Raw genomic sequence first — 22,132 nt, forward strand, 5'->3', positions numbered from 1 at the left:
ATGGCCGGAATTTACATCCATATTCCTTTTTGCACAAGCCGTTGTGTATATTGCGACTTTTATTCCACAACATGTGGGGAAAAAGACAAGGCTTACATAAGTGCCCTGACGAACGAATTGCGTTTAAGGGCGAATTACTTGCAACAAGACGGACAAATGCCCGTAATTGAAACGATATATATAGGAGGCGGGACCCCTTCTACGCTCGACACGTCTTTACTCGAACCAATCTTCGAAGCATTATTCCAAACCTACAACGTGTCCGACCGGGCAGAAGTTACCATCGAGGCCAATCCGGACGACCTCACTCCACGAAAAATCAAATCACTCCATACTCTGCCCGTCAATAGGCTAAGCATGGGGGTACAGACATTCGACGATGGTAAACTACGTCTGCTCCACCGCCGACATAGTGGAGAGCAAGCCATCCGCGCAGTACATGACTGTCAGGACACCGGATTCGACAACATCAGCATCGACTTGATTTACGGCCTACCGGCACAATCCCTTCGCGAATGGGAAACGGACGTGGACACAGCACTTTCCTTGAACGTACAACATATTTCGGCATACGCGCTCATCTACGAAGAAGGCACTCCACTTTGGAAAATGCGCAAACGGCATGTAGTGGAAGAAGCTGACGAAGAACTAAGCCTGGAAATGTTCAGTCTTTTAATGTGCCGACTCGAAAATGCCGGTTTCGAGCATTATGAAATTTCCAACTTTGCCCGCCCGGGCTTCCGTTCCCGACATAATTCCAGTTACTGGAAAGGCATTCCTTATTTAGGATGCGGCCCTTCGGCCCATTCTTTCGACGGACGTAACCGACAATGGAACCATCCGGATCTGAACGTCTATATAGACAAAGTGGGGAAATGCTTCTCCTCTGAAGACTTCAACCGCGCACCATGGATAGAGCAGGAAGAGCTGAACCTATACGAAAGATACAATGATTGCATCATTACTTCCTTACGCACGTCCGACGGACTAAACCTGAGCGAATTGAAACGAAAATTCGGCCAACCATTAACGGATTACTGCCTGCAAGCTGCCGCCGTCCACCTGAGAAACGGACAGCTCGAAATTATGGAAAAAAAAGAGCAAGCCCCCGAAGGCTTGCTCAAACTGACACGCCGGGGAATCTTTCTTTCCGACGGCATTATGAGTGATTTGCTTTACGTTCCAGACTGACTAATTCCTCATCTCCTGATAAGTGATTTCATAAAAACAAGGGTACACATTAGAAGAAGCATCACTATGCCCCTGTGAATGCGGTACAATGAGACGAACTTTGGCTATCTCTTCATCTGCATTGATTTGACGACCGATATTGATATAGGTTAAAGGAACCAACCACCCGGCAGGCACTGCTTTCGAGCCGTAATACTGATACATCGCCCCACCCCCATTCACTGATGTATTGAATGAAGCGGTAAAGGTTCCGTAAGTATCCGTCACGTCCATGATGTCAGGGTTCGTCTGCCAGTAAGCCGAATTGTTCGTAGTCTGCACGGAATCCCTTAAAATATTGAACTCCGTATAACGGCAAATGATGCGCTTCTGTTGGCCGTTCTTCATCTTTTCACCTGCCCCTTTACGTACAATCTGCATATACACACCGGTATTCTCAAAGACAACGTATTCGTTTCTTTCGAGATTGGTCGTACTGTCCTGGGCATAAAACTCCCCTTCGGAAATCGTATTGATTTTACCGACATGAATCAATTCTTCCCCGTCACTCAAACGGATTACAACATCACGGTTCAGAAAAGCCGAAATGGCATCACGCTCTTTCTCCCGTTGCTCGGCGTATGTTTCCCCGTCGTCACAACTCTGCAATCCCCCTCCAACACCTAACACGGCAAACAAAATATAAATAATCTTTCTCATATTTAGTTTTTTATAAATCACATTTCATCTATCTGTCAATAGAGAAGTATATTTCTTCAAAGCCTTGCGGACAATCTGTACGGCCTCATCCATCGTACAAGAAAGTTCCCCGCCCGAAGCATTCAAATGGCCCCCGCCATTGAAGAACTCTGCCGCCATCCGGTTACAGGGAAAATCATCCACAGAACGCAAGGACACGCGAATTGCATGGCGTTCGGTATCTTCACGCAGAAATACCGAAAGACGGGATTTCCCGATTTGGAGCGGTATATTCACGAACCCCTCCGTATCGCCTTTCCTATGCGAAAACCGCTTCTGTTCTTCTCTTGTTAAAGTCATCAATGAAGCATGATATTCCGGAAAATACTCCAGTTTGACATATAGCATATACCCCATCAACCGAAAACGCTCAGCTGAGTAATTGAAAAATACATTGCGGTATATCTTGTCTTTGTCGATGCCTTTTGTCAGCAGGCGGCCTATAATATAATAAATATCGCTGCGATTGGAATTATAGGAAAAACAACCAGTATCCGTCATCATCCCTGTGTAAAGACATACCGCTTCCTCATACGTCATCGGCTCCACGCCTTCCAACTGCACCAATATACGATAAAGTAATTCACACGTCGAACTCATCTCTTGCCGAGAAACAGCCCAATCACAAAAATCTACTGGATCAAGATGATGGTCTATCATAATCTTAGGAGTTCGGGAATCCATCACGGGTTTCTGTAATCCCTGCAAACGATCGGGGGCGTTGAAATCCAAACAAATAATCAAGTCAGCCGCCGCCACCAAAGGAGCTACTTCATTTTCATGTTTCTCATGAATGCGGACACGTTCCACTCCGGGCATCCATTTCAAGAAATCAGGAAAGATATTCGGAACCACGGGTTGGGCATTTTTGCCTTTTCGCCATAGGAAATGGGAAAAGGCCAAAACAGCACCCATGGCATCTCCATCGGGAGACACATGACATGTAATGATGATATTGTGCGCCTTATCCAGTAACGTACGCAAACGCTGCACGTCTACTTCGGACAAGAGATTATCCAACATATAAAAATTGTATTACGGTTTATAATTTACAAATATACTATAAAAAGTCTGCTGTTCCTCAATTTAAAGCAACTTTTAACGCTCCTTTGGCTTCCATATCATGGAAACTCCAACCTAATCTGTCACATTCTTGAATATAACGCCTCCTTTCATTTCGCCACAAAGAAGCATCCAACACCACACAACGGGGATTGAACAAACGAGACAGTTCATGCATACTGCCATGATAGCCGCGACAAACATAAAGATAATCGACCTCAGCCTGACACATTCCTTTTATCCCATCCCAACGGTCATCCGTAAGCATCAAAAAGGAGATGCCGTTCCTACCCGCCACCAAACCATGTACGGAAGAAATATAGTTATCCCTGAAATCAGCGGTCACGACCACAGGTACGTCCGAAAGCTTCTTTGCCCAAAAGGATTCTGCAATATAAGACATACGCTCCCTCACACTATCCTCTTCAGTCGAGAACAAATAAGAGCGTTCCGGTGAATAAATCACGTGGACAGACGGACATGAAGAGTGATTATAAAACACGATTTCCGGTCGGATCCTGCAAAACTGCCTGTTTACAGCAAAGGCACACAAAGTCAATATCACACTCATAAGTCCGAACTGTACCCGTCGGGCATAAGACCGGCAGAAAGGCATCAGCCAAGCACACAATACTACATAGCACCACAGCGTAAACCATAGTGACCAATCCGTATGGACCACAGCATACGGCCACTCCATCATCGCACGCAGACTGTCATTTTGCCACGTGCCCACCCGGGCAATCCACCACGCACAAACTGTTGTACCGATACCAGTAATCCCAGATAATAATATCAGAGGCATCCCATAAATCAATAGTGCCGTTAAAGGAGATACTACCAAAGTCGCCCATGCCGAATAAAACGAAAATGTACCGAAACGATAAGCCACCAAAGGAACGGTGAATAACTGCGCTGCGAATGACACCAACAAACTTTGAAAAATCCACCTCACATAACGCCATTGCATCAACGGCAACTCCTGAAACCGGGGACATATCGTCAGAATACCGAACATGGCTAAAAAAGATAGTTGAAAGCCCACATCATAGAACCATAAAGGATTGATGCACAACATCAACACCGCACTCATGGCTAAAGAATTAACTGAAAACCCCGAACGACCGACCAAAGACCCGGACAACATCAAGGAATACATCAGTGCCGCCCTCACAAGAGAAGGAGGCAAACCGGCCAAAAAGGTATACCCCCAAACCAGTACCGTAGCAAGCATCGCCCCCAGTAGCCGCAAATAGTGCCTCCTACAATAGCTCAGTATAAATAAATTCAACATCGCTACCAAAAAGCCAAGATGCATGCCAGACAAAGCCAACACATGACTGACACCGACTCCCGCATAAATATCCTTCAACTCATCCGACAGTCCCGACTTTTCCCCTAAAGTCAAAGCTGCAAACAAGTCCAAAGCCTCACCCTGCAAACCGGTATTTCGATATACCTCCAATATTCTATCTCGCCATAACAGAGCTTTGATGCGCAAATCTATCCCCAAAGAAAGATGCCGCTCCTTATCCTCATATCCATGGATTCGTTTCCAACGCTCCTTTCCGATGAATACACGGCCCGATATGCCTTTCACGGCCAAATATTCCGCATAATCGAACTCTTCCGGATTACCTTTGTTTTTCGGTCTCCGGATACGCCCCTTAAAAAACAACTCATCTCCCGTCCGCAAAGTTTCCGCCAAAGAATCCCTCGAAAAGGTCAACCATAATTTGCTGGTTTGCCTCATAGCGAGACCGTTTCCGGACATCAACATAGCCTCTGCCCCTACCGTACGGGGCGAAATTTGAGGAGTATTCAACAATATGGCATGATACTCACGTTCCTCGTCCGTCCAAACCCGACGTAAGTTCTCCCACACATAAAAGGAACGCCACAATCCGAAGAAAAAAAACAGGAAACAAACAGAAATACCGAAAGACACGTAGCTTCTCAACTCACCATGACAAGCACGCCGATGCAATGAATATATACCAACACACAAGCACCACCCTCCAATTAGCAGCACTCCTATGGACAGAAAAATACCCGCCTGGCTACCGCCTCCCGCATATTGCCACAACAACCGTCCCAGCCACAAACCGGGAAGAAGCGGAACAGCCAACCTCACAAAAGGGTATTTCCGCCAAGATTCCGAACATATTCCAACCAGCGTCTACAAATTTTTCAGAACACGAATCTCTTCTATGGCATCTGCCGCATGAAAAACAGCACTCCCGGCTACCAACACATCCGCACCGGCCTCGACCAACAACCGTCCCGTATCACGGTTCACCCCACCATCAACCTCTATTAAGGCTTTCGACCGGCTTCCGTCTATCATACGGCGCAATTCCCGCACTTTATCTAATGTATGGGGAATAAAGGCCTGGCCTCCGAAGCCCGGATTGACGGCCATCAACATGACGATGTCCACATCCTCGATGATATCCGTCAAAGACGAAACGGGCGTGGCCGGATTCAATGTCACTCCGGCTTTCATACCGGCTTCCTTGATCTGCTGTACTACACGATGCAAATGCGGACAAGCCTCTACATGCACATTCATGGAATAAGCTCCCAAAGCTCTCACCTCATTCAGAAACTTTTCCGGTTGCACAATCATCAGATGCACATCCAACGGCTTCTCACACAAACGAGCCACATACTTCAAAACAGGAAAACCGAAAGATATATTGGGGACAAACACACCATCCATGATGTCGATATGCAACCAATCGCATTCACTACGATTAATCATGTCCATTTCCGGTTTCAGGTTTCCGAAATCGGCGGACAACAGGGAAGGAGCCACAAAATGCTTCATAGTACATATATTTTTAAATACGTATATATGTACAAAGTTATATTAAATATCCTATATGCGCAAGCAAGCACACTGTAAAATATGCCACCTTACTTCAAAATCATTCTGGCAAACTCACCGTCTGCAAATTCAAGTTCTTTATAACTGCGTGCGAATAGCTTCAGAAAAGCAATAGTCCGCCGCGACGGTCGCTGCATTCCATTAGGTATAGTTATATCCATAAGCTGTCAGGTTACTTAAATCTGCTATTATAACGCTCTGACCGCTTATTTAGTATATCGCAGGATAGTTATTTTTAAGAAATAGCCAAATGAAGTTCCTTTTTCACCGCCATCTTACGTAAGTTCAACAAAGCATAACGCATACGCCCTAAAGCCGTATTGATACTTACCCCTGTTATATCTGCAATTTCCTTAAAAGACAATTCTTGGTAATACCTCATGAAAACCACTTCTTTCTGGTTTTGGGGCAAGTGTTCTACCAACAGTTTCACATCGTCAAGCACCTGTTCCCGCACCATTTTAGATTCCACAGTCGTTTCAGCCAATTTGATGTCATTGAACAAATCATACTCCACTTCATCGTTAGACACACAATTCTCATTGCGGGTCTGCCTGAAATAATCAATAATCAAATTATGGGCAATGCGGGTTATCCATGCCTGAAACTTGCCATTTTCCACATAACGTCCCTGCTGAATGGTCACCACAGCTTTCATAAACGTTTCCTGGAATATATCATCAGCCACATCTTGATTGTGTACAACAAAAAAGATATAAGAAAAAATCTTCTCTTCATATCTCTCCAACAAGATGTCAAAAGCACCATTATTACCTCCGGCATACAGTTTAACCAACATTTCGTCAGTCAAATTTGCAAAACTCTCCATCCTTATTTATTTTATAGTTAAGTAAGAGTATTCCAATAGGCAATAAACGTTTAATAATTAATAAATGAATTAACAGGATGCAAATAAAAGAAGAATTTTGGAATTACACAAATTTACGGGCAAAAATTATTCTCTGCTTAAAGAAACACAGGGAGAACACATGCATGCCCTCCCTGTTCTTTGACATTATATACTTTCAGGCTTATTCCTGTTCTGCCCTGTCTGTAATGTGCTCTCCCTCCGTAGGAGCCAAGACCTCGTCAAAATCCGTCATGCCGGCCTTGACCAACAAATTATACCAACTTACCAACTTCTTGATATCGGCAGGATAAACGCGGTCACGATCATAATTAGGCAATATCTCTGCAAGATAAGAAGCCAGTTCCTCACGTGAAGCCTTTTTATAATCAAAAGCAGAAAGCTGAGCCTTCTCTTTTTTCTTCAGGCTATTCAAAACTTCCCTCAAAGGCACTTCACCTTCATCCGTATACATGGCTATATCTGCCAAGGAAATGACCTTATCGGTAGCAAAAGCCGGCATACGTTTTTTCACCTCGTCCAACGTTTCTACAATCAAACTACGGTTTCCACGCGAAACCAACTTATACAAACCGGGTTTACCGGAAATAGCCAAAATCGTTTCTAACATATTCAGGTTTATATTTTATTTTTTAAAACAAATGCAAAGATAGTCCTTCACCTACTTTTTTTCAAAATCTTCTTTCTAAAAAAGCTTAATCTTCATGCAACCTTCCCCCACCGATCTTCATCCACATATCTCTTAAGATACCCTCCACGTCTGAGTTTCCATCATTATTTATAATATAATGCGCCCGCTTGCAACGCTCTTCGTCCGACATCTGGGCTGCCATACGCGCCCTTACCTGAGTTTCGGAAGCCCCGTCGCGTTTCATGACACGCTCTATGCAAACTCTTTCCGGAGCACGTACCAACAAGACTTCATCTACCAGACGGTCGAAACCGGACTCGTAAAGAATGGCACATTCCATAACGACCAACGATCCGTTCTGCTTATCCACCCATTGCAGGAAATCATCTTGCACCACCGGATGTACAAGCCGGTTGATACGCTCTGCATGGAGCGGAGAGGCAAATAAATATGAAGCTATCAGTTCACGGTTCAATGCTCCATCCGGCGTATAAGCCCGCTCTCCGATCCTATCCACCAATCCCTGGCGAATGGTTGCAGATTCCATCATCAAACGCTTTGCCTCCTTATCCGTATCATACACGGAAATATGCTGACGACGTAATAAATCCGCCACATAACTTTTCCCGCAACCAATGCCTCCCGTAAGACCAACCTTAATCATATCACTCGTTTTCTTCCTGTACTTGTTCTATCAAATAATCCACTTCTGAAGGGTCTATACGCACATTCGATACTCCGGACGGCATCGACTTTAGATAAAGCTGAATTTTCGAACTGTGATTCTTCATTAGTTCTTCGTACGTGACAGCCAGTACAAAATCGTCCGCCGTAATTTCCTTAAACTGGCTCATCCCCACACGAAAAGTAACTTTTACTTTTGAAGGAAATGTACGCAAGTCCTTACTGCCAGGAAAATTAACACCGAACACAGGAACTTCCACCGTTTTCTCCGTATATAAGTCTATCATCACATTCATTTCCACCTGATCTGGGATGAACTTCGCCCCTCTCACTGGGCGCAACATGCTTATTGTTTTTTCGTTTGCAGACAAATCCAAAAAATAAACCGGAGTGATAAAAGCTTCGGTTATGGTATCCAAAATGGCAGAAGGTGCCAACACTTCCACCGAATCAGGTGTAAACTCCACCCTTTGCAGGTAATACTCCGGAGAGGTTTCCACGACCCCAGCCAACTTGACCGGCACTTTCTTACGGGCACCCTTATTAAAAAAATATTCCAACGTATCTGGCTTTAAAGACACAATACGAGTGGAAGACAACAACTGTGCCTGTACTTTCTTTTGGACATCCAAAAGCGTAACGGAAACACGTCCGGAAGCGTTTCCCTTGTCATAATCCTTATAGTCCACTCGCACGGGAACTTGTTCCGTACCATAAATATAACGAACCAAAACCGTACCTTTATCTCTTATCACTACATTTAAATCAGAAGGCAAATCCGATGTAATGACCACATCTGACGGCACATTTTCCAATTTTAAAGGTATTTTCAATTCTACATCAAATGTTTCATTCAAAGATTGCAACAGCCAGAAAGCCGCAGAGACGAAGAAAAAAAACAAAAAAATCAAGAACTCCTTGTTTTTAGGACCTAACAAGAAGTTCTTGACTGTTGTATAGTATTTTTTGAACTGAACTGAATCCATTACGGTTATTTACCTGCGGCCGTGTCGGTCGGCGCACCGGCATACACTGAATTCTTAGCGATTTTAATTTTTACGCCGGAGGCTATCTCCACCATCAATGTATTATCGAGTTCATTCACTTCTTTCACTTTTCCATAAATTCCGCCTGCCGTTACCACATCAGTACCCGGAACGATGCTGTTTCTGAATTTCTGGATTTCTTTTTGTTTCTTATTCTGAGGACGAATCATAAAGAAATACATGATGGCGAAAATAGCGACCATCATAATAATCATAGACATGCCTCCGCCTTGTTGCTGCAATAAAATTGTCAATAAATTCATGGTTGTATTATTTTAATTGTTTGTCTTCTCTAATTTTTTCTCTGCTATTAATTTTTTGGAAACGGCATCCAACAATCCATTCACGTATGCCCCACTACGCGGCGTACTGTAGATCTTGGCTATATCTACATACTCGTTCAATGAGACATTCAACGGAATATTGGGAAAAGTCAGAATCTCTGCCAATGCAATTTGCATAATCAACAAATCCATAAGGGCAATCCGATTGAATTCCCAGTTCTTTGTATTATCGCTTATCAGCTTACGGTAATACTCCGCATTCAACAACGTGTTACGGAACAAACGATGGGCGAATTCCCGATCTTCTTCATCCTTGAATTCCGGCAAAAGCTCCTGTCCGGCTCCTTTAGCCTCGTCAAAACGCTTGATGGTCTTCAGCACAAACGTATCCACGATATATTTGTCGTCGTTCCAATATAGGCTCATATCTTCAAGCAAGGAGTCCAACTCTTCATTATTAGAAATGACATTCTTATATATCTTGCGCCATAACTCACGGTCCTGTGCATAAGAAGACTCGGATGATGCCATATACTCTTTGTAGTAATCCGTCTCTATGATTTGTTTGTACAACGAACGCACAAACCCTTCTTCGTTCACCCAACTTTTTTTCTGGTTTTCACGAAAATCCAACAGTTGTTTATTTACTTCCAACTGCATGATAAAACGATTGTCAATGAACTTTGTACTGGGCGGTTCACCCACCTTGATACGGTTATACCTGCTCTGTGCCGTCTCTACGGCACGTTCTGCTATCCGGTTGATTTCTACCATCAGGGCCAATAGGTAATTATACAAATCATAAGCCTTGGCCAAACTGAAGAAAAGTTCTTTTTCCGCCGTATCTATGTTCTTTCCCCCGTTTTGGTAATAAGCATAAGTAATCTGAACAACCTTTAAGCGTATAATCTCTCTGTTTATCATATAATATTATATATTGCAGTGCAAAAGTACGTATTTTATAGATAAAAAGGCCATCTTTCCCTCATTTTTTTTGGATGTTTTAAAAAATATTCTCAATTTTGAAGTAGTTATTTATAAACCGCAAAATATGGAAGATTTCAAAAAGAACCAGGAAAGAGATAAAGACATCGTCTTTTCCAAATCCGTAAAGGCAGGAAAACGCATTTATTATGTGGATGTGAAGAAAAACAGGAAAGGTGAATTATTCATAGCCCTCACAGAAAGCAAAAAAGTCATATCGGGAGATACGGAATCTCCATCCATAAATTTTGAAAAGCATAAGATATTCCTTTACCAGGAGGATTTCGAGCACTTTATGTCCGGGTTGGAAGAAGCTGTGAACTTCGTCCGCAAGGAACAGCCAGGAATAGAACCGCGACAAAGTCACAATACGACAGGTGATGAAAGTAACATAAGTTCAGATTTGAAAATTAACATGGACTTAAACGTGGAAGATATCGGATTAAATGTAGAATAACGCTAACATATAAAGGATAGGTTTGGGGTCACATGATTCTAAACCTATCCTTTAATAGCTCCAATATTTGCTTCCGGAAAGATTAACCTAATATTCCTAACTCATGAAACAAGCTATACTTTTTTCTCGGAATATCTCTACGCAGGATTCACTTTATTGGCACTCCTGTCCTAAATATTCAACAAAGGCCTTGATTGGCAGTCGGATGTGCCCGTACAATCTGCGCCAAACGATTTTCCGTTCTAAGCCAAACAATTTTTCAATCTGCTGAGAACGATTTTCAGGTATGCCTACATCTGTTTCACGGGCTTTGCTGTGCCAAACGCCCTGCCCCACCTCCCACAAACGGTTTTTCGTGCGAAAGGGTTCGCATCCTTCAGACACCCTCTGTACCAATGCTTTAAGGTGAACTTTCTGCCTTTACATCCTTCACCGGGATTTCACCGGGAAATGATACACAGCATACAGGTTCCGATTTACAAATGTAAACAAACTGGTAATCAACAGGGTTATGGTGAAGGGTTTGACAAAAGCTTTTTCATGTCGTATATTTGCGGGCAGAAAACAGACCCTAAACACGGCTACTATGGATTTCAAAAGGATTGCACATCATGCCGTAAGGAGGTGGAACAAAAAACGAAAGGCAGAAAAAACTGCGAACACGCCACGCACCGCTGCACCGCAAGAGGAAACGCTACCGAAAGCCGCCAACCTCAAATCCGCCCTCGGAAGTTTCCTCGCCGGACTACACTGCGTGATGGAAATATGAAAAAAACACCCGCAACATTTGGCCATGCCAATGAAAAGCCGTAATTTTGCACCGCTTTTCAGCATCATCGAAAGATGCACACATCGTGTGATGGTGAGATTAAGCATAAATCACTTAATTTAGAGTAACACAAAAAATTAATGCAATGAAAGAAATTAATGTAAAAGGTACAGTAAGAACTGTATTCGGCAAGAAAGCTGCCCGTGACATCCGTAGAGCCAATGCTGTTCCCTGCAATTTGTACGGAGAAGCAAAAGATGAAAACGGCGCACCAGTCGCATTGGCATTCACCACGACAAACGATGAACTGCGCAACCTGATTTACTCCCCGGATATCTATGTTGTAAATTTGAACATTGACGGTAAGGAATACAAAGCAGTATTGAAAGAGCTTCAATTCCATCCGGTAAAAGACAACGTATTGCATGTGGATTTCTACGAAATCACTGAAACCAAACCCATCATAATGGAAGTGCCCATCAAACTGAACGGTTTGGCAGAAGGTGTGAAAGCCGGTGGACGTTTGGCCGCATCCGTACGTAAATTGAAAGTAAAATCTGTTTATACTCAAATCCCCGAACGCCTGAACATCGACGTGACGAGCTTGGGATTGGGTAAGACCATCAAAGTCGGTGAATTGCATTTTGATGGTTTGGAGTTGGTTACTAGCAAAGAGGTTGTCGTTTGCCAAGTTAAGATGACGCGTAGCGCAAGATCTGCCGCATCTGCTGACAATTAATCCATAGACAGCGAATGAAATACTTAATTGTCGGTTTGGGCAATATCGGAAACGAATACGCCGGAACCCGTCACAATATAGGTTTTAGAGTATTGGATGCCTTGGCCAAGGCATCCAATCTTGTTTTTGAGGACAAACGCTACGGCGCTGTGGCTTCCCTCTCGCTGAAAGGGCAGCAATTGGTGCTTTTGAAACCGTCCACCTACATGAACTTGAGCGGAAACGCCGTCAGGTACTGGATGAACAAAGAGAACGTTCCCCTTGAACGTATCCTGGTGGTCGTAGACGATTTGGCCCTTCCATTCGGTGCCCTACGCATGAAGCCAAGCGGAAGTGATGCCGGTCATAACGGATTGAAAAACATAGCCTCTGTCTTAGGTACACAGGCATACGCCCGACTTAGGTTCGGCATCGGTAACGATTTTCCCCGGGGTGGACAAATTGGCTTTGTACTGGGACAATTCACGGAAGAGGACTTGGAAACCATGGACGAACGGGTGGGACTGGCTTGCGAAATGATAAAAAGCTTCTGCCTGGCCGGTATCCAGATTACCATGAACCAATTCAACAAGAAGTAGAAGGATGTATGAACGAAGCGAGAATTGACAAGTGGCTGTGGGCCGCCCGTATCTTCAAGACACGTTCGATGGCCGCTGCAGCCTGCAAGAAAGGACAGGTTTCCATGAAGGGGGCGCAACTGAAACCTTCACGCACCGTCAAGCCTGGTGATGTCATTGAAGTGCGCAAACCTCCTGTCACTTATTCTTTTAAGGTCAAGCAGACCATAGAAAAACGGGTCGGGGCCAAACTGATTCCGGAAATACTGGAGAATGTCACTCCACCAGAACAATACGAACTTTTGGAGATGAGTCGCCTGAGCGGTTTCGTCGGTCGCGCCCGTGGAACCGGACGCCCAACGAAGAAAGACCGTAGGAGCTTGGAGGAATTCACCACACCCGAATATTTGGACGACCTGTTGTTCGACTTCGATGTCGAAGACGAAGAAGGCGGGGAAGACGATTAAGGTTTACCCAAAAAAAGCCGTGACAGGGCTTCTTTCTCCCCTACTAGCCAAATGATGTCTCCGACACGGAAAACCCTCTCGGCTTCAGGTTTCTCCAACATACCGTCGGAGGTCTCAATGCCAACAATCATACAGTGGTACCGGTCGCGGATGCCACTGTTTTTTATTTTTACCCCTACGAATCCGGACACCTCGGTAATCAGGAACTGTTTCAACTGCATCTCACGGTCCTGAAGTTCCGCCTCTACGATGACCGTATTCGCCAATGCACCGGAAAAACGTTCTATCTGCTCGTCCGTACCTATCACCTGGATATGGTCACGAGGATAAATACGGTCATTGCCGTTGGGTATATTCATATAGTGCGTTCCGCGAATGATGGAAACGACGTTGACCTCATAACGTTGCCCCAATTTTAAATCACCCAACAACCGGCCTCCCCAAATAGACTCTTCCGGAATTTCAAAGTCAGCCAGATGCAAATCCTTAGACAATAAACGTTGTGCATAACCGGGCTGCACCTTACCATCGCGACGCGCCAACATGTCCCGACTATGCAAGTTGTCCATAAAGACTTTCTCCATCCTGATGGAATTCCGTCGCAACGGACGGGACAAGGAGATTCCCCCTACAATCAACAGGGCAAACAACAACAACAAGGGGTCGGCAAACGGCACTAAAAAGCGGATGATATAGAAAATGAGCATACAAACCACCACCGACCTCACAATAAGCGTAAAGACCAACGGCAAACGGTTGTAACGACTTTCCTTCCACAAGGCCTGAAACAAAGACGAACGTCGGCCGCGTGCCATGACACCCCGCAAAAAAGGAGCGATGCAAAGCAGCGTGACGACTCCGCAAAGCGCATTCGCCCACCAATGGGGCAATATCTCGCGGGTAAAGGGTAACAGAAAACGGAAAGACAGGGCAATGACCGTCACGGAAAGAATCGTAAAGACCACAATCTGCCTCAACATGGCAGAAATCAGTTTCTTCCAATTTCCGGAATGGCTCTGCACCACCGCGCCCGGCGTATAGCGTTCCAACCACGCCACCCAACCGTGGGGCAACACGCGGCACAACCAGGAATAAGCCGGACCAGAGGCTTTCAGCATATAAGGCGTAGTGAAAGTCGTCACTACGGAAACGGCTACCACAATAGGATAGAGGTAATGGCTCGTCACGCCAAGCGACATCCCCAAAGAAGCGATGATAAAAGCAAACTCCCCTATTTGCGACATGCTAAAGCCGCACTTCATCGCCTCTTTCAACGGCTGCCCGGCCAATACGAAACCGAACGTCCCGAAAAAAGCCTGCCCTGCGATGATAGTCAAGGTCAAGGCTACTATCGGCCAGGCATACTCAACCAATACTTCCGGGTCCACCAACATCCCTACGGACACAAAGAAGATGGCACCGAACAAATCCTTCACCGGAGCCACTAACCTTTCTATCCGCTCGGCTTCTACCGTTTCGGCCAAGATGGAACCTACCACAAAGGCGCCGAACGCAGCACTAAAACCAGACTCCACAGCAACCACCGCCATGACGAAGCAAAGCGCCAACGATACGATTAACAAGGTCTCGCTGTTCAAGAACTTTTGGTTTTTCCTTAATATAATAGGTATGAGATATAACCCAACTACAAACCAAAGTATCAAGAAAAAGCCTAATCGGAGCAATCCCGCTATCAACTCTTCTCCTTCTATATTATGGCTTACAGCCAAAGTGGATAGCATCACCATCAACACAATGGCCAGTATGTCCTCCAGAATCAGTACACTGAGCACGATTCCCGCGAACTTTTTCTGTAAAACACCCAGATCCTGAAAAGCCTTGTATATAATGGTAGTGGAAGACATGGCCAACATTCCGCCCAGATAGATGCAATCCATGCTCTTCCATCCGAACAGATGCCCGACAGACGTGCCTAAAAACATCATGCAGAATATAATGGTAAGGGCGGCAATGACCGGTGCCGCCCCCATCTTGAGTATTTTCTTGAAACTGAACTCCAGTCCCAACGTAAACAACAAGATAACGACACCTATCTGCGCCCAAATATCTATGCTGCCCACATCCCGTACCGATGGCGTATAAACAAAATGAGGCCCTGCAATGAATCCTGCTACTATGTAACCTAGCACAACCGGTTGCTTGAGCCACTTAAACAATAGGGATACCCCGGCGGCGACTAACAATATCCACGCCAAATCCTGAATCAATGCCGGAAGATGTTCCATTCTCTGCTATTTTACTGCCGTCAACTCTGCTATCTTCACAATGGTCATCATCGCCTTTTCCATACTCTGCACCGGAACAAACTCATGGCGCCCATGAAAATTCAGTCCTCCTGCAAAAATGTTAGGACACGGCAATCCTTTAAATGAAAGCTGCGCCCCATCCGTTCCCCCACGGATAGCCCTCACCCGGCACTCTACCCCGCATGCCTCCATGGCCTCTTTCGCTATGTCGATGATATGCATCACCGGCTCCACCTTCTCGCGCATGTTGTAATATTGGTCACGCACCTCGACCGTCACCGTACCCTCCACGGTTTCCTCATTCAGTTCTTCAGCCAATTGCCGCACGAACGCTTTACGGGCTTCAAACTTCTGCCGGTCATGGTCGCGTATGATATAAGACAAGATGGTTTCCTCCACCGTACCTTTCATACCTGTCAGGTGGTAAAAACCTTCATAGCCTTCCGTGGTTTGCGGGGTTTCGTCCGAAGGCATCCTGCGGATGAACTCAGCGGCTGTCAGCATGGCATTCCGCATCTTGTCTTTGGCATACCCGGGATGCACGTTCAGTCCTTTCACCGTCACTTTGGCTGCCGCTGCATTGAAGTTTTCAAACTCCAATTCGCCTACTTCTCCGCCATCCATAGTATAAGCCCACTCACAACCAAACTTCTCCACATCAAAAAGATGCGCCCCCATACCGATTTCTTCGTCGGGATTGAAGCCCACACGGATTTTACCGTGCTTGATTTCCGGGTGTTCCCGAAGGTAAACCATGGCCTGTACGATTTCCGCAATACCGGCCTTGTCATCAGCTCCCAACAGGGTATGGCCGTCCGTGACAATCAAATCCTCATCCACATGATCCGACAATTCGGGAAATTGTTTCGGCGACGTAACAATCCTCTCTTCAGCGCACAATACAATGTCCCCTCCATCGTATTGCTCCACGATTCGCGGTTTCACATCCTTGCCCGAGCAATCCGGCGAAGTGTCGATATGGGCTATAAAACCGATTGTAGGCACGTCACGCTCCGTGTTCGCAGGCAACGTAGCATACAAATATCCATGTTCGTCCAACGATACGTCCTCAAGTCCTATCGCTTTCAATTCGTTCTCCAAATATCGTGCAAACACCATCTGCTTGTCAGTACTCGGACAACCCTCTCCTTCTTCATTCGACTGCGTGTCAAAACTCACGTATTTCAAAAATCGTTCTATCAGTTCCATAATTCATCATTCGTTTAATCTAAGTTGTAAAATTAATCAATCCTATAGTTTTTCGCAACAAAGGACTGCTTTTTTGTCCTTTTTTTATGTTATAAAACATGATAAGGTGGTTTTATTTAAAATAATTCCATTTATTTTTTGTAAGCGCACTCTTTTATTGTATATTTGACACCAAATAATATTAATCCTAACAATAATGAAACCATGAAAAGACCTATACTGGTATTTTACAGCATGTTACTTGGTTGTACGGCTACATACGGACAACAGGATGTCACATCCATTTATCTGGCTAATCCCTCTTTCAAAGAGGACGCAAAGGCTTGTACACAGGATTCCCCCGACGCACTTTATGAAGGCACCGAAGGGTTGCGAGGATGGAACTTGTCGCCCAAAGGATGGCAAATTACCAGTCCCGGAAAAGCCCTCCTTATTAACAAGGAATGTGCCACAGACAATGGATTCGGCAAGACGGAAGCAGCCAACGGGGATTTTGCCTACTACCAACGTTTCGGTTGGGGCAGTGCAAATTCGGAAATGAGGCAAACCACATCCACCCCTTTGCCGGCCGGGGAATACGAACTGAAATTTTTCAGCAAAGCTTTTGCCGCCAACAATGCCGCGACCAGTGCGACTGTCACGGTCAGCGACAGAGAACTGAAATCGTTGGACAAACTGATAATTACCTGCGTGAACGGAAACGCAGGTATTATGGCAACTTCTTCATGGACGGAAAATTCCCTGAAATTCAAGTTGGAGGAGGAATCCACCATTACCCTATCGGCACAAATGAGTTGGGGCAACGGGGGAAGCTGCATTGCATACGACCATTTTACGCTGACACAACTGCCGGAGGGCAGCCTCGATCCCGACGCACCGAGCATTGAAGGCGGCACGGAAGACCAAGTGGACTCCCCCACCGAAGGAGTCATATCCCATGAGTTCGTAGAAGAATCAGCCATGCAACAGGATCTGTTGCAAATGTTGGCCAACTCCCTGACATACGCCCATAATATATGGTACGACTGCGCGGCTCCCAACAGTAAGGACGAAGCCTGCGGATATTTTAAAGCCAACAGTGCCGGACAAAGCAACGAGGACGGCGTGCGCACAAATGCCGACTTTTCCATGATTTGCGCTTTCCTTTATAAATATGGCAAAGGTAAAGTAAACCTTCCGGAAGGCATCACTTGGGACATGGTAAAAGACATGGCCGTGAAGTCGCTCGTCTTCGGTTATTCCACCCATAAAGCCAATAAATTCAAAATAACCTCGGACAACAAGTATTGGGGTTCCGTCAGCAATGCCGACCACGTATGGGAAAGTTCGCTTTGGGCCACGTCATTGGCATACGCCTCTTACTTCCTGAACGAAGAATTGGACGAGAACCAAAAGACTTACATTTACAACATGATCAAGGCGGAATGCAATTACGAACTGGAGCGCAGCATTCCCACGGGTTACAACGGTGACACGAAAGCCGAAGAAAACGGTTGGGAAACCAACATCTTGTCCTGTGCTTTGGGACTCTACCCCGACGATGCACTGGCCCCCAAATGGTTCGACCGCCTGCGTGCGTTTGCCATCAATTGCTATTCGCACGTCGATGACGCCCAAAACACTACGGTCATCGACCCCGAATATGACGAGACCACCGTACAGGACCTGTACATCGGCAAAAACCTGTATGACGACTATACATTGCAAAACCACAATTACTTCCATACTTCTTACCAGAATGTCGTGATGCAGGAACTGGGCGAATCCCATCTGGCCCTCCATCTGTTCCAGGGCGAGAATCCGAAATGGAAGACCAATGCCTTGATGCACAACAACCAGAAAGTCATGGACGAGGTGCTCTGCCGTCTGGCGTTGGCCGACGGAGAACTGGCTATGCCGAACGGCAATGACTGGAGCATGTTCCTCTACGACCAAATCACCAGCTACACCACGGCTGCCTGCTTCCTGCGCGACCCGAATGCCCTGATGCTGGAAAATCTGGCTTACAAACATATCAAGGCCCGCCAAAGCACGACACAGGATGGAAGTTGGTTGCTCAACAGCGACATCGGCCCACGACGTATGGGTGTGGAAGGACACCGCGTCATGATGACCTACCTGATGCATGAACTGGCTTCCACGGCAGACATGCAGGCCACATCTTGGAAAGATTTCAGCCAATCGCAGGAACAAGCCTACATCTTCACTCCACAAAATATCGTACGGGCCAACACGCCCGACCGTTTCAGCGTGTTCTCGTGGAGTAACGGGCTCAAGAGCTATACCGGATATATCGCGTCCAACAAGCCTGACAAAAACAAAATCATCGTGCCCTACAAGAAGAACAACACGGGAAACATCTTGGGTTGGTACACCGTAAACGGCAAGGCCACAGATGCCTCACCCGTCATCAGCGGCATCTACGACCTGAACGGGAACAGTTACACCATGAACGGCAAGTTGATGACCAACGGGAACAGTCTGGAAAACAACTTCACCCTCTTCTCCACCCCGGGCAACGCTTTCATCTACATGGATTACGTGGTGGGCAAAACCAACGGAACCATAACTGAAGAGAAAGGCGGCCTGATGGCTATCAGCACCGACCCGTTCACCAAAGAAAAACGTACGCTCTACCATAGCAAAGGACGATTGCAAACCGATGGCAGCCAGTTGAAATCATTCGAGGGAAACTGGGTCAACATCGACAATGAAGTAGGAATCGTGAGCACGGCTACCGACAAATCCATCGCCTTCGGAGACCGTGAACTGAACAGTTCCATCTTCCTGTCCAAGATTTACCCGGTTTACTCGACCGACGGACGTAGCTTCAGCAACGGAAGCATCGTAGACCGCCGACACATTATATATTATAGCAATGTGGACTCGGCCGACACGGAACAGTTGGCTGCCGACGTACTGCCCCTGACAGCACAAGTGGCCGAAGGTTGGAACGGCATCATCGTCAGCGACCCTGACAGTGCGCGCTATCTGCTGCTCGGCAACTATCTCGGAGAAACGGCCTGCACCCTGAAAGACATCCTTTTGCCTGACGGAGCACCGGTCTTCACGGAGATGACCGCCGTCAACGGACGAGGCTCCACTGCCACATTCCGTTGCGACGTGAACCACAGCGTGGCCAATACGCTCCGCGTGTTCATCCAAGGCGACGGACTTTCCGCCCGACAGATGGAAAACGACTCTTGCGGTGCCTACCTCTATAATCATAGCGGACAAAAGCAACAAGCCCAAGTCACGATTTGGGCTGACGGAAATAAACTGACCGCAACAGTCACTGTGGAACAAGAATCTTGTGTATCCGTCAAAGCTGTCGGGAACGAAATCCTTACCGAAACCGTGGACCTCAAAGAAGAACAGGAAGAATTTTTCGATGTCACTGCACAATTTCTCTCCAATCCCGGTTTTGAAGAAGACCAGACCTACGGAACAGAAAGCAAAGTGACATTGAACGGAGTGGTCTACGATCCTTGCTACGTCAATACGGTCAAAGCATCCGACAGCAAATGGCCGCAAGTCCTGCCCATCCAAGGTTGGACACCCGGCAACAGACTGAAAGGCGGCTCCAACTTCGCCGTACTGTATTCCATGCCTTACAGCACCACCATGTATTGCGTATCTCCGTCCAACGTGGGCAACTCGGCCAGTATCATGGCAGCTCCCGCCACGGATGATGCCTGCGGCAAACGCTGCCTGAGCATCCTGAACTCCTGGGACAGCGGCAATAACAGCATCTCACAAACCTTCACCTTGCCCAAAGGCGAATACAAATTGAGTTTTCTGGCACAATACGTATGCGCCAACGAAATGCGGCACATCAACGATTACACCATCGCCACGACCGGCGACAACCTCAATTATTCCCGTTGCTGAATCCGTTTCGGCGACACGGAAATATACAAATATCCCCGGTTAGCCAACCATTGGGAAACTGTGGAATGCCCTTTTTCGCTTGAAACGGAAACTCAAGTGACCGTCAGCATGGGACTCGAAACCACAGCCGGAGTCGGAGCAGCCTACAATACCCGCTTATACATCGATCAGGTAAAACTTTACAGTAAGGACGAAATCATAGATGACATCTCAGGAATCCTCGGTGGAGCGGACACAGAAAATGTCGATGTGTACAATCTGCAAGGCATGAAATTGCGCAGCAACGTCCCTGCCGGGCAAGCCACAAGCGGATTGTCTAAAGGCATTTACATCGTAGGAAATAAAAAGACAATCCAACATTGACCTCAATATTCAACTGTTCGCAAGAGAGACTCGTTCCCGATGGAATAAGTCTCTTTTCGCTTTGTTACCGTATTCTCACCGAAAAGAAACCGGGTTGTCATATCCTACGCCTAACTTTGTAGCGTCCTAAAAAACAGAAGCACATGGAACGAAGAAGGCATTACCGCACGCTCGTGCTCTCCGACATTCATTTGGGTACCTCGCATTCCAAAACAGAAGAAGTCAGCCATTTCCTGAGCCACGTCGATTGCGACCGCCTGATTCTCAACGGCGACATCATAGACGGATGGCATCTGAGAAAATTTCCTGGACAATCTGGCTCCTCTCACGTTCGCCAACCTCTGCATCGTGAAAGACTATGAACTGGAAAGCGGCGGCAAACGTTACTTCGTCACTCACGGTGATATATTCGACCGGGGCACGACGCAAATGAAATGGCTCGCCCTTTTGGGTGACCTCGGCTATACTATCCTGTTGGCTTTCAACAGTCTCTACAACCGTTACCGCATACGACGCGGCAAACCTTATTATTCACTTTCGCAGCATGTAAAACAAAAAGTGAAGTCCGCCGTCAACTATATTTCGGACTTCGAACGCACCTTGACCGAATTTGTCCGTGTCCGCAAATACGACGGAATCATTTGCGGACACATCCATCATCCGGATAATACCGAATACGAAGGCATACATTACCTCAATTCCAACGACTGGGTGGAGACTCTTTCTGCACAGGCCGAAGATGAAAACGGACATTGGAACATCATTTTCTATACTGACATCGCCGACAGCCTCCCGCAATTTTCTGGACTCATAATGTCAACTTACTTATCGAACATCTCACCCGGGAACCGGAGCCCGCACCCCAGTCTTTATATACAGAGAAAATACTACAACTTTTCAGGCGTTACAAACCGGTTTTATATAAATACCTAAACACCTAACCCTGTCTTTCATATCAAACAAAAACAAACAGGTATCAAAGAAATACAAAATACTCTCTATCAGGGAGAAAAAAATATATCTCTTAGTAAGAGA

General features: G+C 46.1%; 19 protein-coding genes and 1 pseudogene. 8 read left to right on the plus strand and 12 right to left on the minus strand.

What is annotated here, in order from left to right:
* The gene (hemW, locus tag HMPREF9442_RS03920; RefSeq protein ID WP_008625580.1) at positions 1-1,191 is read left to right on the plus strand and encodes a radical SAM family heme chaperone HemW; all 1,191 of its coding nucleotides are present in this window, start codon (positions 1-3) and stop codon (positions 1,189-1,191) included.
* Here the strand turns inward: hemW and bamK are convergent, their stop codons facing one another.
* From bamK to nusB, 10 genes are all read right to left on the minus strand, one after another.
* Entirely contained in the window at positions 1,192-1,890 is a 699-nt protein-coding gene (gene bamK, locus HMPREF9442_RS03925; RefSeq protein WP_008625581.1) for a BamK family beta-barrel-assembly machinery protein, read from the minus strand.
* Between the two features lie 24 nt (positions 1,891-1,914).
* Positions 1,915-2,952, minus strand: a complete 1,038-nt coding sequence (locus HMPREF9442_RS03930) for a DHH family phosphoesterase (protein WP_008625582.1) — start codon at positions 2,950-2,952, stop codon at positions 1,915-1,917.
* Between the two features lie 58 nt (positions 2,953-3,010).
* Positions 3,011-5,125 carry a ComEC/Rec2 family competence protein gene (locus HMPREF9442_RS03935; protein ID WP_147639878.1) on the minus strand — a complete coding sequence of 705 codons (2,115 nt, stop codon included), beginning with the start codon at positions 5,123-5,125 and terminating at the stop codon, positions 3,011-3,013.
* Between the two features lie 45 nt (positions 5,126-5,170).
* A complete protein-coding gene (gene rpe / locus HMPREF9442_RS03940) occupies positions 5,171-5,821 on the minus strand; it encodes a ribulose-phosphate 3-epimerase (protein ID WP_008625584.1) in 651 nt (216 codons plus the stop codon).
* 295 nt (positions 5,822-6,116) lie between these two features.
* Complete coding sequence (locus tag HMPREF9442_RS03945; protein ID WP_008625586.1) at positions 6,117-6,710, minus strand: RNA polymerase sigma factor; 594 nt, start codon at positions 6,708-6,710, stop codon at positions 6,117-6,119.
* Between the two features lie 202 nt (positions 6,711-6,912).
* On the minus strand, positions 6,913-7,359 hold the full coding sequence (locus tag HMPREF9442_RS03950; RefSeq protein WP_008625587.1) for a DUF5606 family protein: 447 nt from the start codon (positions 7,357-7,359) through the stop codon (positions 6,913-6,915).
* An 85-nt stretch (positions 7,360-7,444) separates the two neighbouring features.
* A complete protein-coding gene (gene coaE, locus HMPREF9442_RS03955) occupies positions 7,445-8,044 on the minus strand; it encodes a dephospho-CoA kinase (protein WP_008625588.1) in 600 nt (199 codons plus the stop codon).
* A gap of 1 nt (position 8,045) precedes the next feature.
* Complete coding sequence (locus HMPREF9442_RS03960; protein WP_420850113.1) at positions 8,046-8,897, minus strand: CdaR family protein; 852 nt, start codon at positions 8,895-8,897, stop codon at positions 8,046-8,048.
* A gap of 158 nt (positions 8,898-9,055) precedes the next feature.
* Complete coding sequence (gene yajC / locus HMPREF9442_RS03965; RefSeq protein WP_008625590.1) at positions 9,056-9,373, minus strand: preprotein translocase subunit YajC; 318 nt, start codon at positions 9,371-9,373, stop codon at positions 9,056-9,058.
* Positions 9,374-9,385: 12 nt separating this feature from the next.
* Positions 9,386-10,318, minus strand: coding sequence for a transcription antitermination factor NusB (nusB, locus tag HMPREF9442_RS03970; protein WP_008625591.1), 933 nt, complete (start codon positions 10,316-10,318; stop codon positions 9,386-9,388).
* A 127-nt stretch (positions 10,319-10,445) separates the two neighbouring features.
* Between nusB and HMPREF9442_RS03975 the strand changes: the two genes are divergently transcribed.
* The 4 genes from HMPREF9442_RS03975 (at position 10,446) to HMPREF9442_RS04000 (ending at position 13,367) form a co-directional block, all read left to right on the plus strand.
* Entirely contained in the window at positions 10,446-10,835 is a 390-nt protein-coding gene (locus HMPREF9442_RS03975) for a DUF3276 family protein (protein WP_232038520.1), read from the plus strand.
* A gap of 914 nt (positions 10,836-11,749) precedes the next feature.
* Positions 11,750-12,343: a 50S ribosomal protein L25/general stress protein Ctc gene (locus tag HMPREF9442_RS03990; protein ID WP_008625595.1), complete on the plus strand. Its 594-nt coding sequence runs from the start codon at positions 11,750-11,752 to the stop codon at positions 12,341-12,343.
* Between the two features lie 14 nt (positions 12,344-12,357).
* Positions 12,358-12,921 carry an aminoacyl-tRNA hydrolase gene (pth, locus tag HMPREF9442_RS03995; protein WP_008625598.1) on the plus strand — a complete coding sequence of 188 codons (564 nt, stop codon included), beginning with the start codon at positions 12,358-12,360 and terminating at the stop codon, positions 12,919-12,921.
* An 8-nt stretch (positions 12,922-12,929) separates the two neighbouring features.
* Positions 12,930-13,367, plus strand: a complete 438-nt coding sequence (locus tag HMPREF9442_RS04000) for an RNA-binding S4 domain-containing protein (protein WP_008625600.1) — start codon at positions 12,930-12,932, stop codon at positions 13,365-13,367.
* Here HMPREF9442_RS04000 and HMPREF9442_RS04005 read toward each other — a convergent pair.
* Positions 13,364-15,613 (minus strand): cation:proton antiporter, encoded by a 2,250-nt coding sequence (locus HMPREF9442_RS04005; protein ID WP_008625603.1) that lies wholly within the window; start codon positions 15,611-15,613, stop codon positions 13,364-13,366. The two genes, HMPREF9442_RS04000 and HMPREF9442_RS04005, sit on opposite strands and share 4 nt — an antisense overlap.
* A gap of 6 nt (positions 15,614-15,619) precedes the next feature.
* A complete protein-coding gene (gene pepT / locus HMPREF9442_RS04010) occupies positions 15,620-16,843 on the minus strand; it encodes a peptidase T (protein WP_008625605.1) in 1,224 nt (407 codons plus the stop codon).
* Positions 16,844-17,047: 204 nt separating this feature from the next.
* Between pepT and HMPREF9442_RS04015 the strand changes: the two genes are divergently transcribed.
* The 3 genes and pseudogenes from HMPREF9442_RS04015 to HMPREF9442_RS04020 all read left to right on the plus strand — a co-directional run.
* Complete coding sequence (locus HMPREF9442_RS04015; protein ID WP_008625607.1) at positions 17,048-20,734, plus strand: DUF5013 domain-containing protein; 3,687 nt, start codon at positions 17,048-17,050, stop codon at positions 20,732-20,734.
* A 60-nt stretch (positions 20,735-20,794) separates the two neighbouring features.
* Entirely contained in the window at positions 20,795-21,097 is a 303-nt protein-coding gene (locus HMPREF9442_RS16645; protein WP_253271010.1) for a hypothetical protein, read from the plus strand.
* Between the two features lie 143 nt (positions 21,098-21,240).
* Positions 21,241-21,868: pseudogene (locus tag HMPREF9442_RS04020) on the plus strand (UDP-2,3-diacylglucosamine diphosphatase); the annotation flags it as partial.
* Positions 21,869-22,132 lie beyond the last annotated feature (264 nt).

The sequence above is a fragment of the Paraprevotella xylaniphila YIT 11841 genome (assembly GCF_000205165.1).
Lineage (GTDB): Bacteria > Bacteroidota > Bacteroidia > Bacteroidales > Bacteroidaceae > Paraprevotella > Paraprevotella xylaniphila.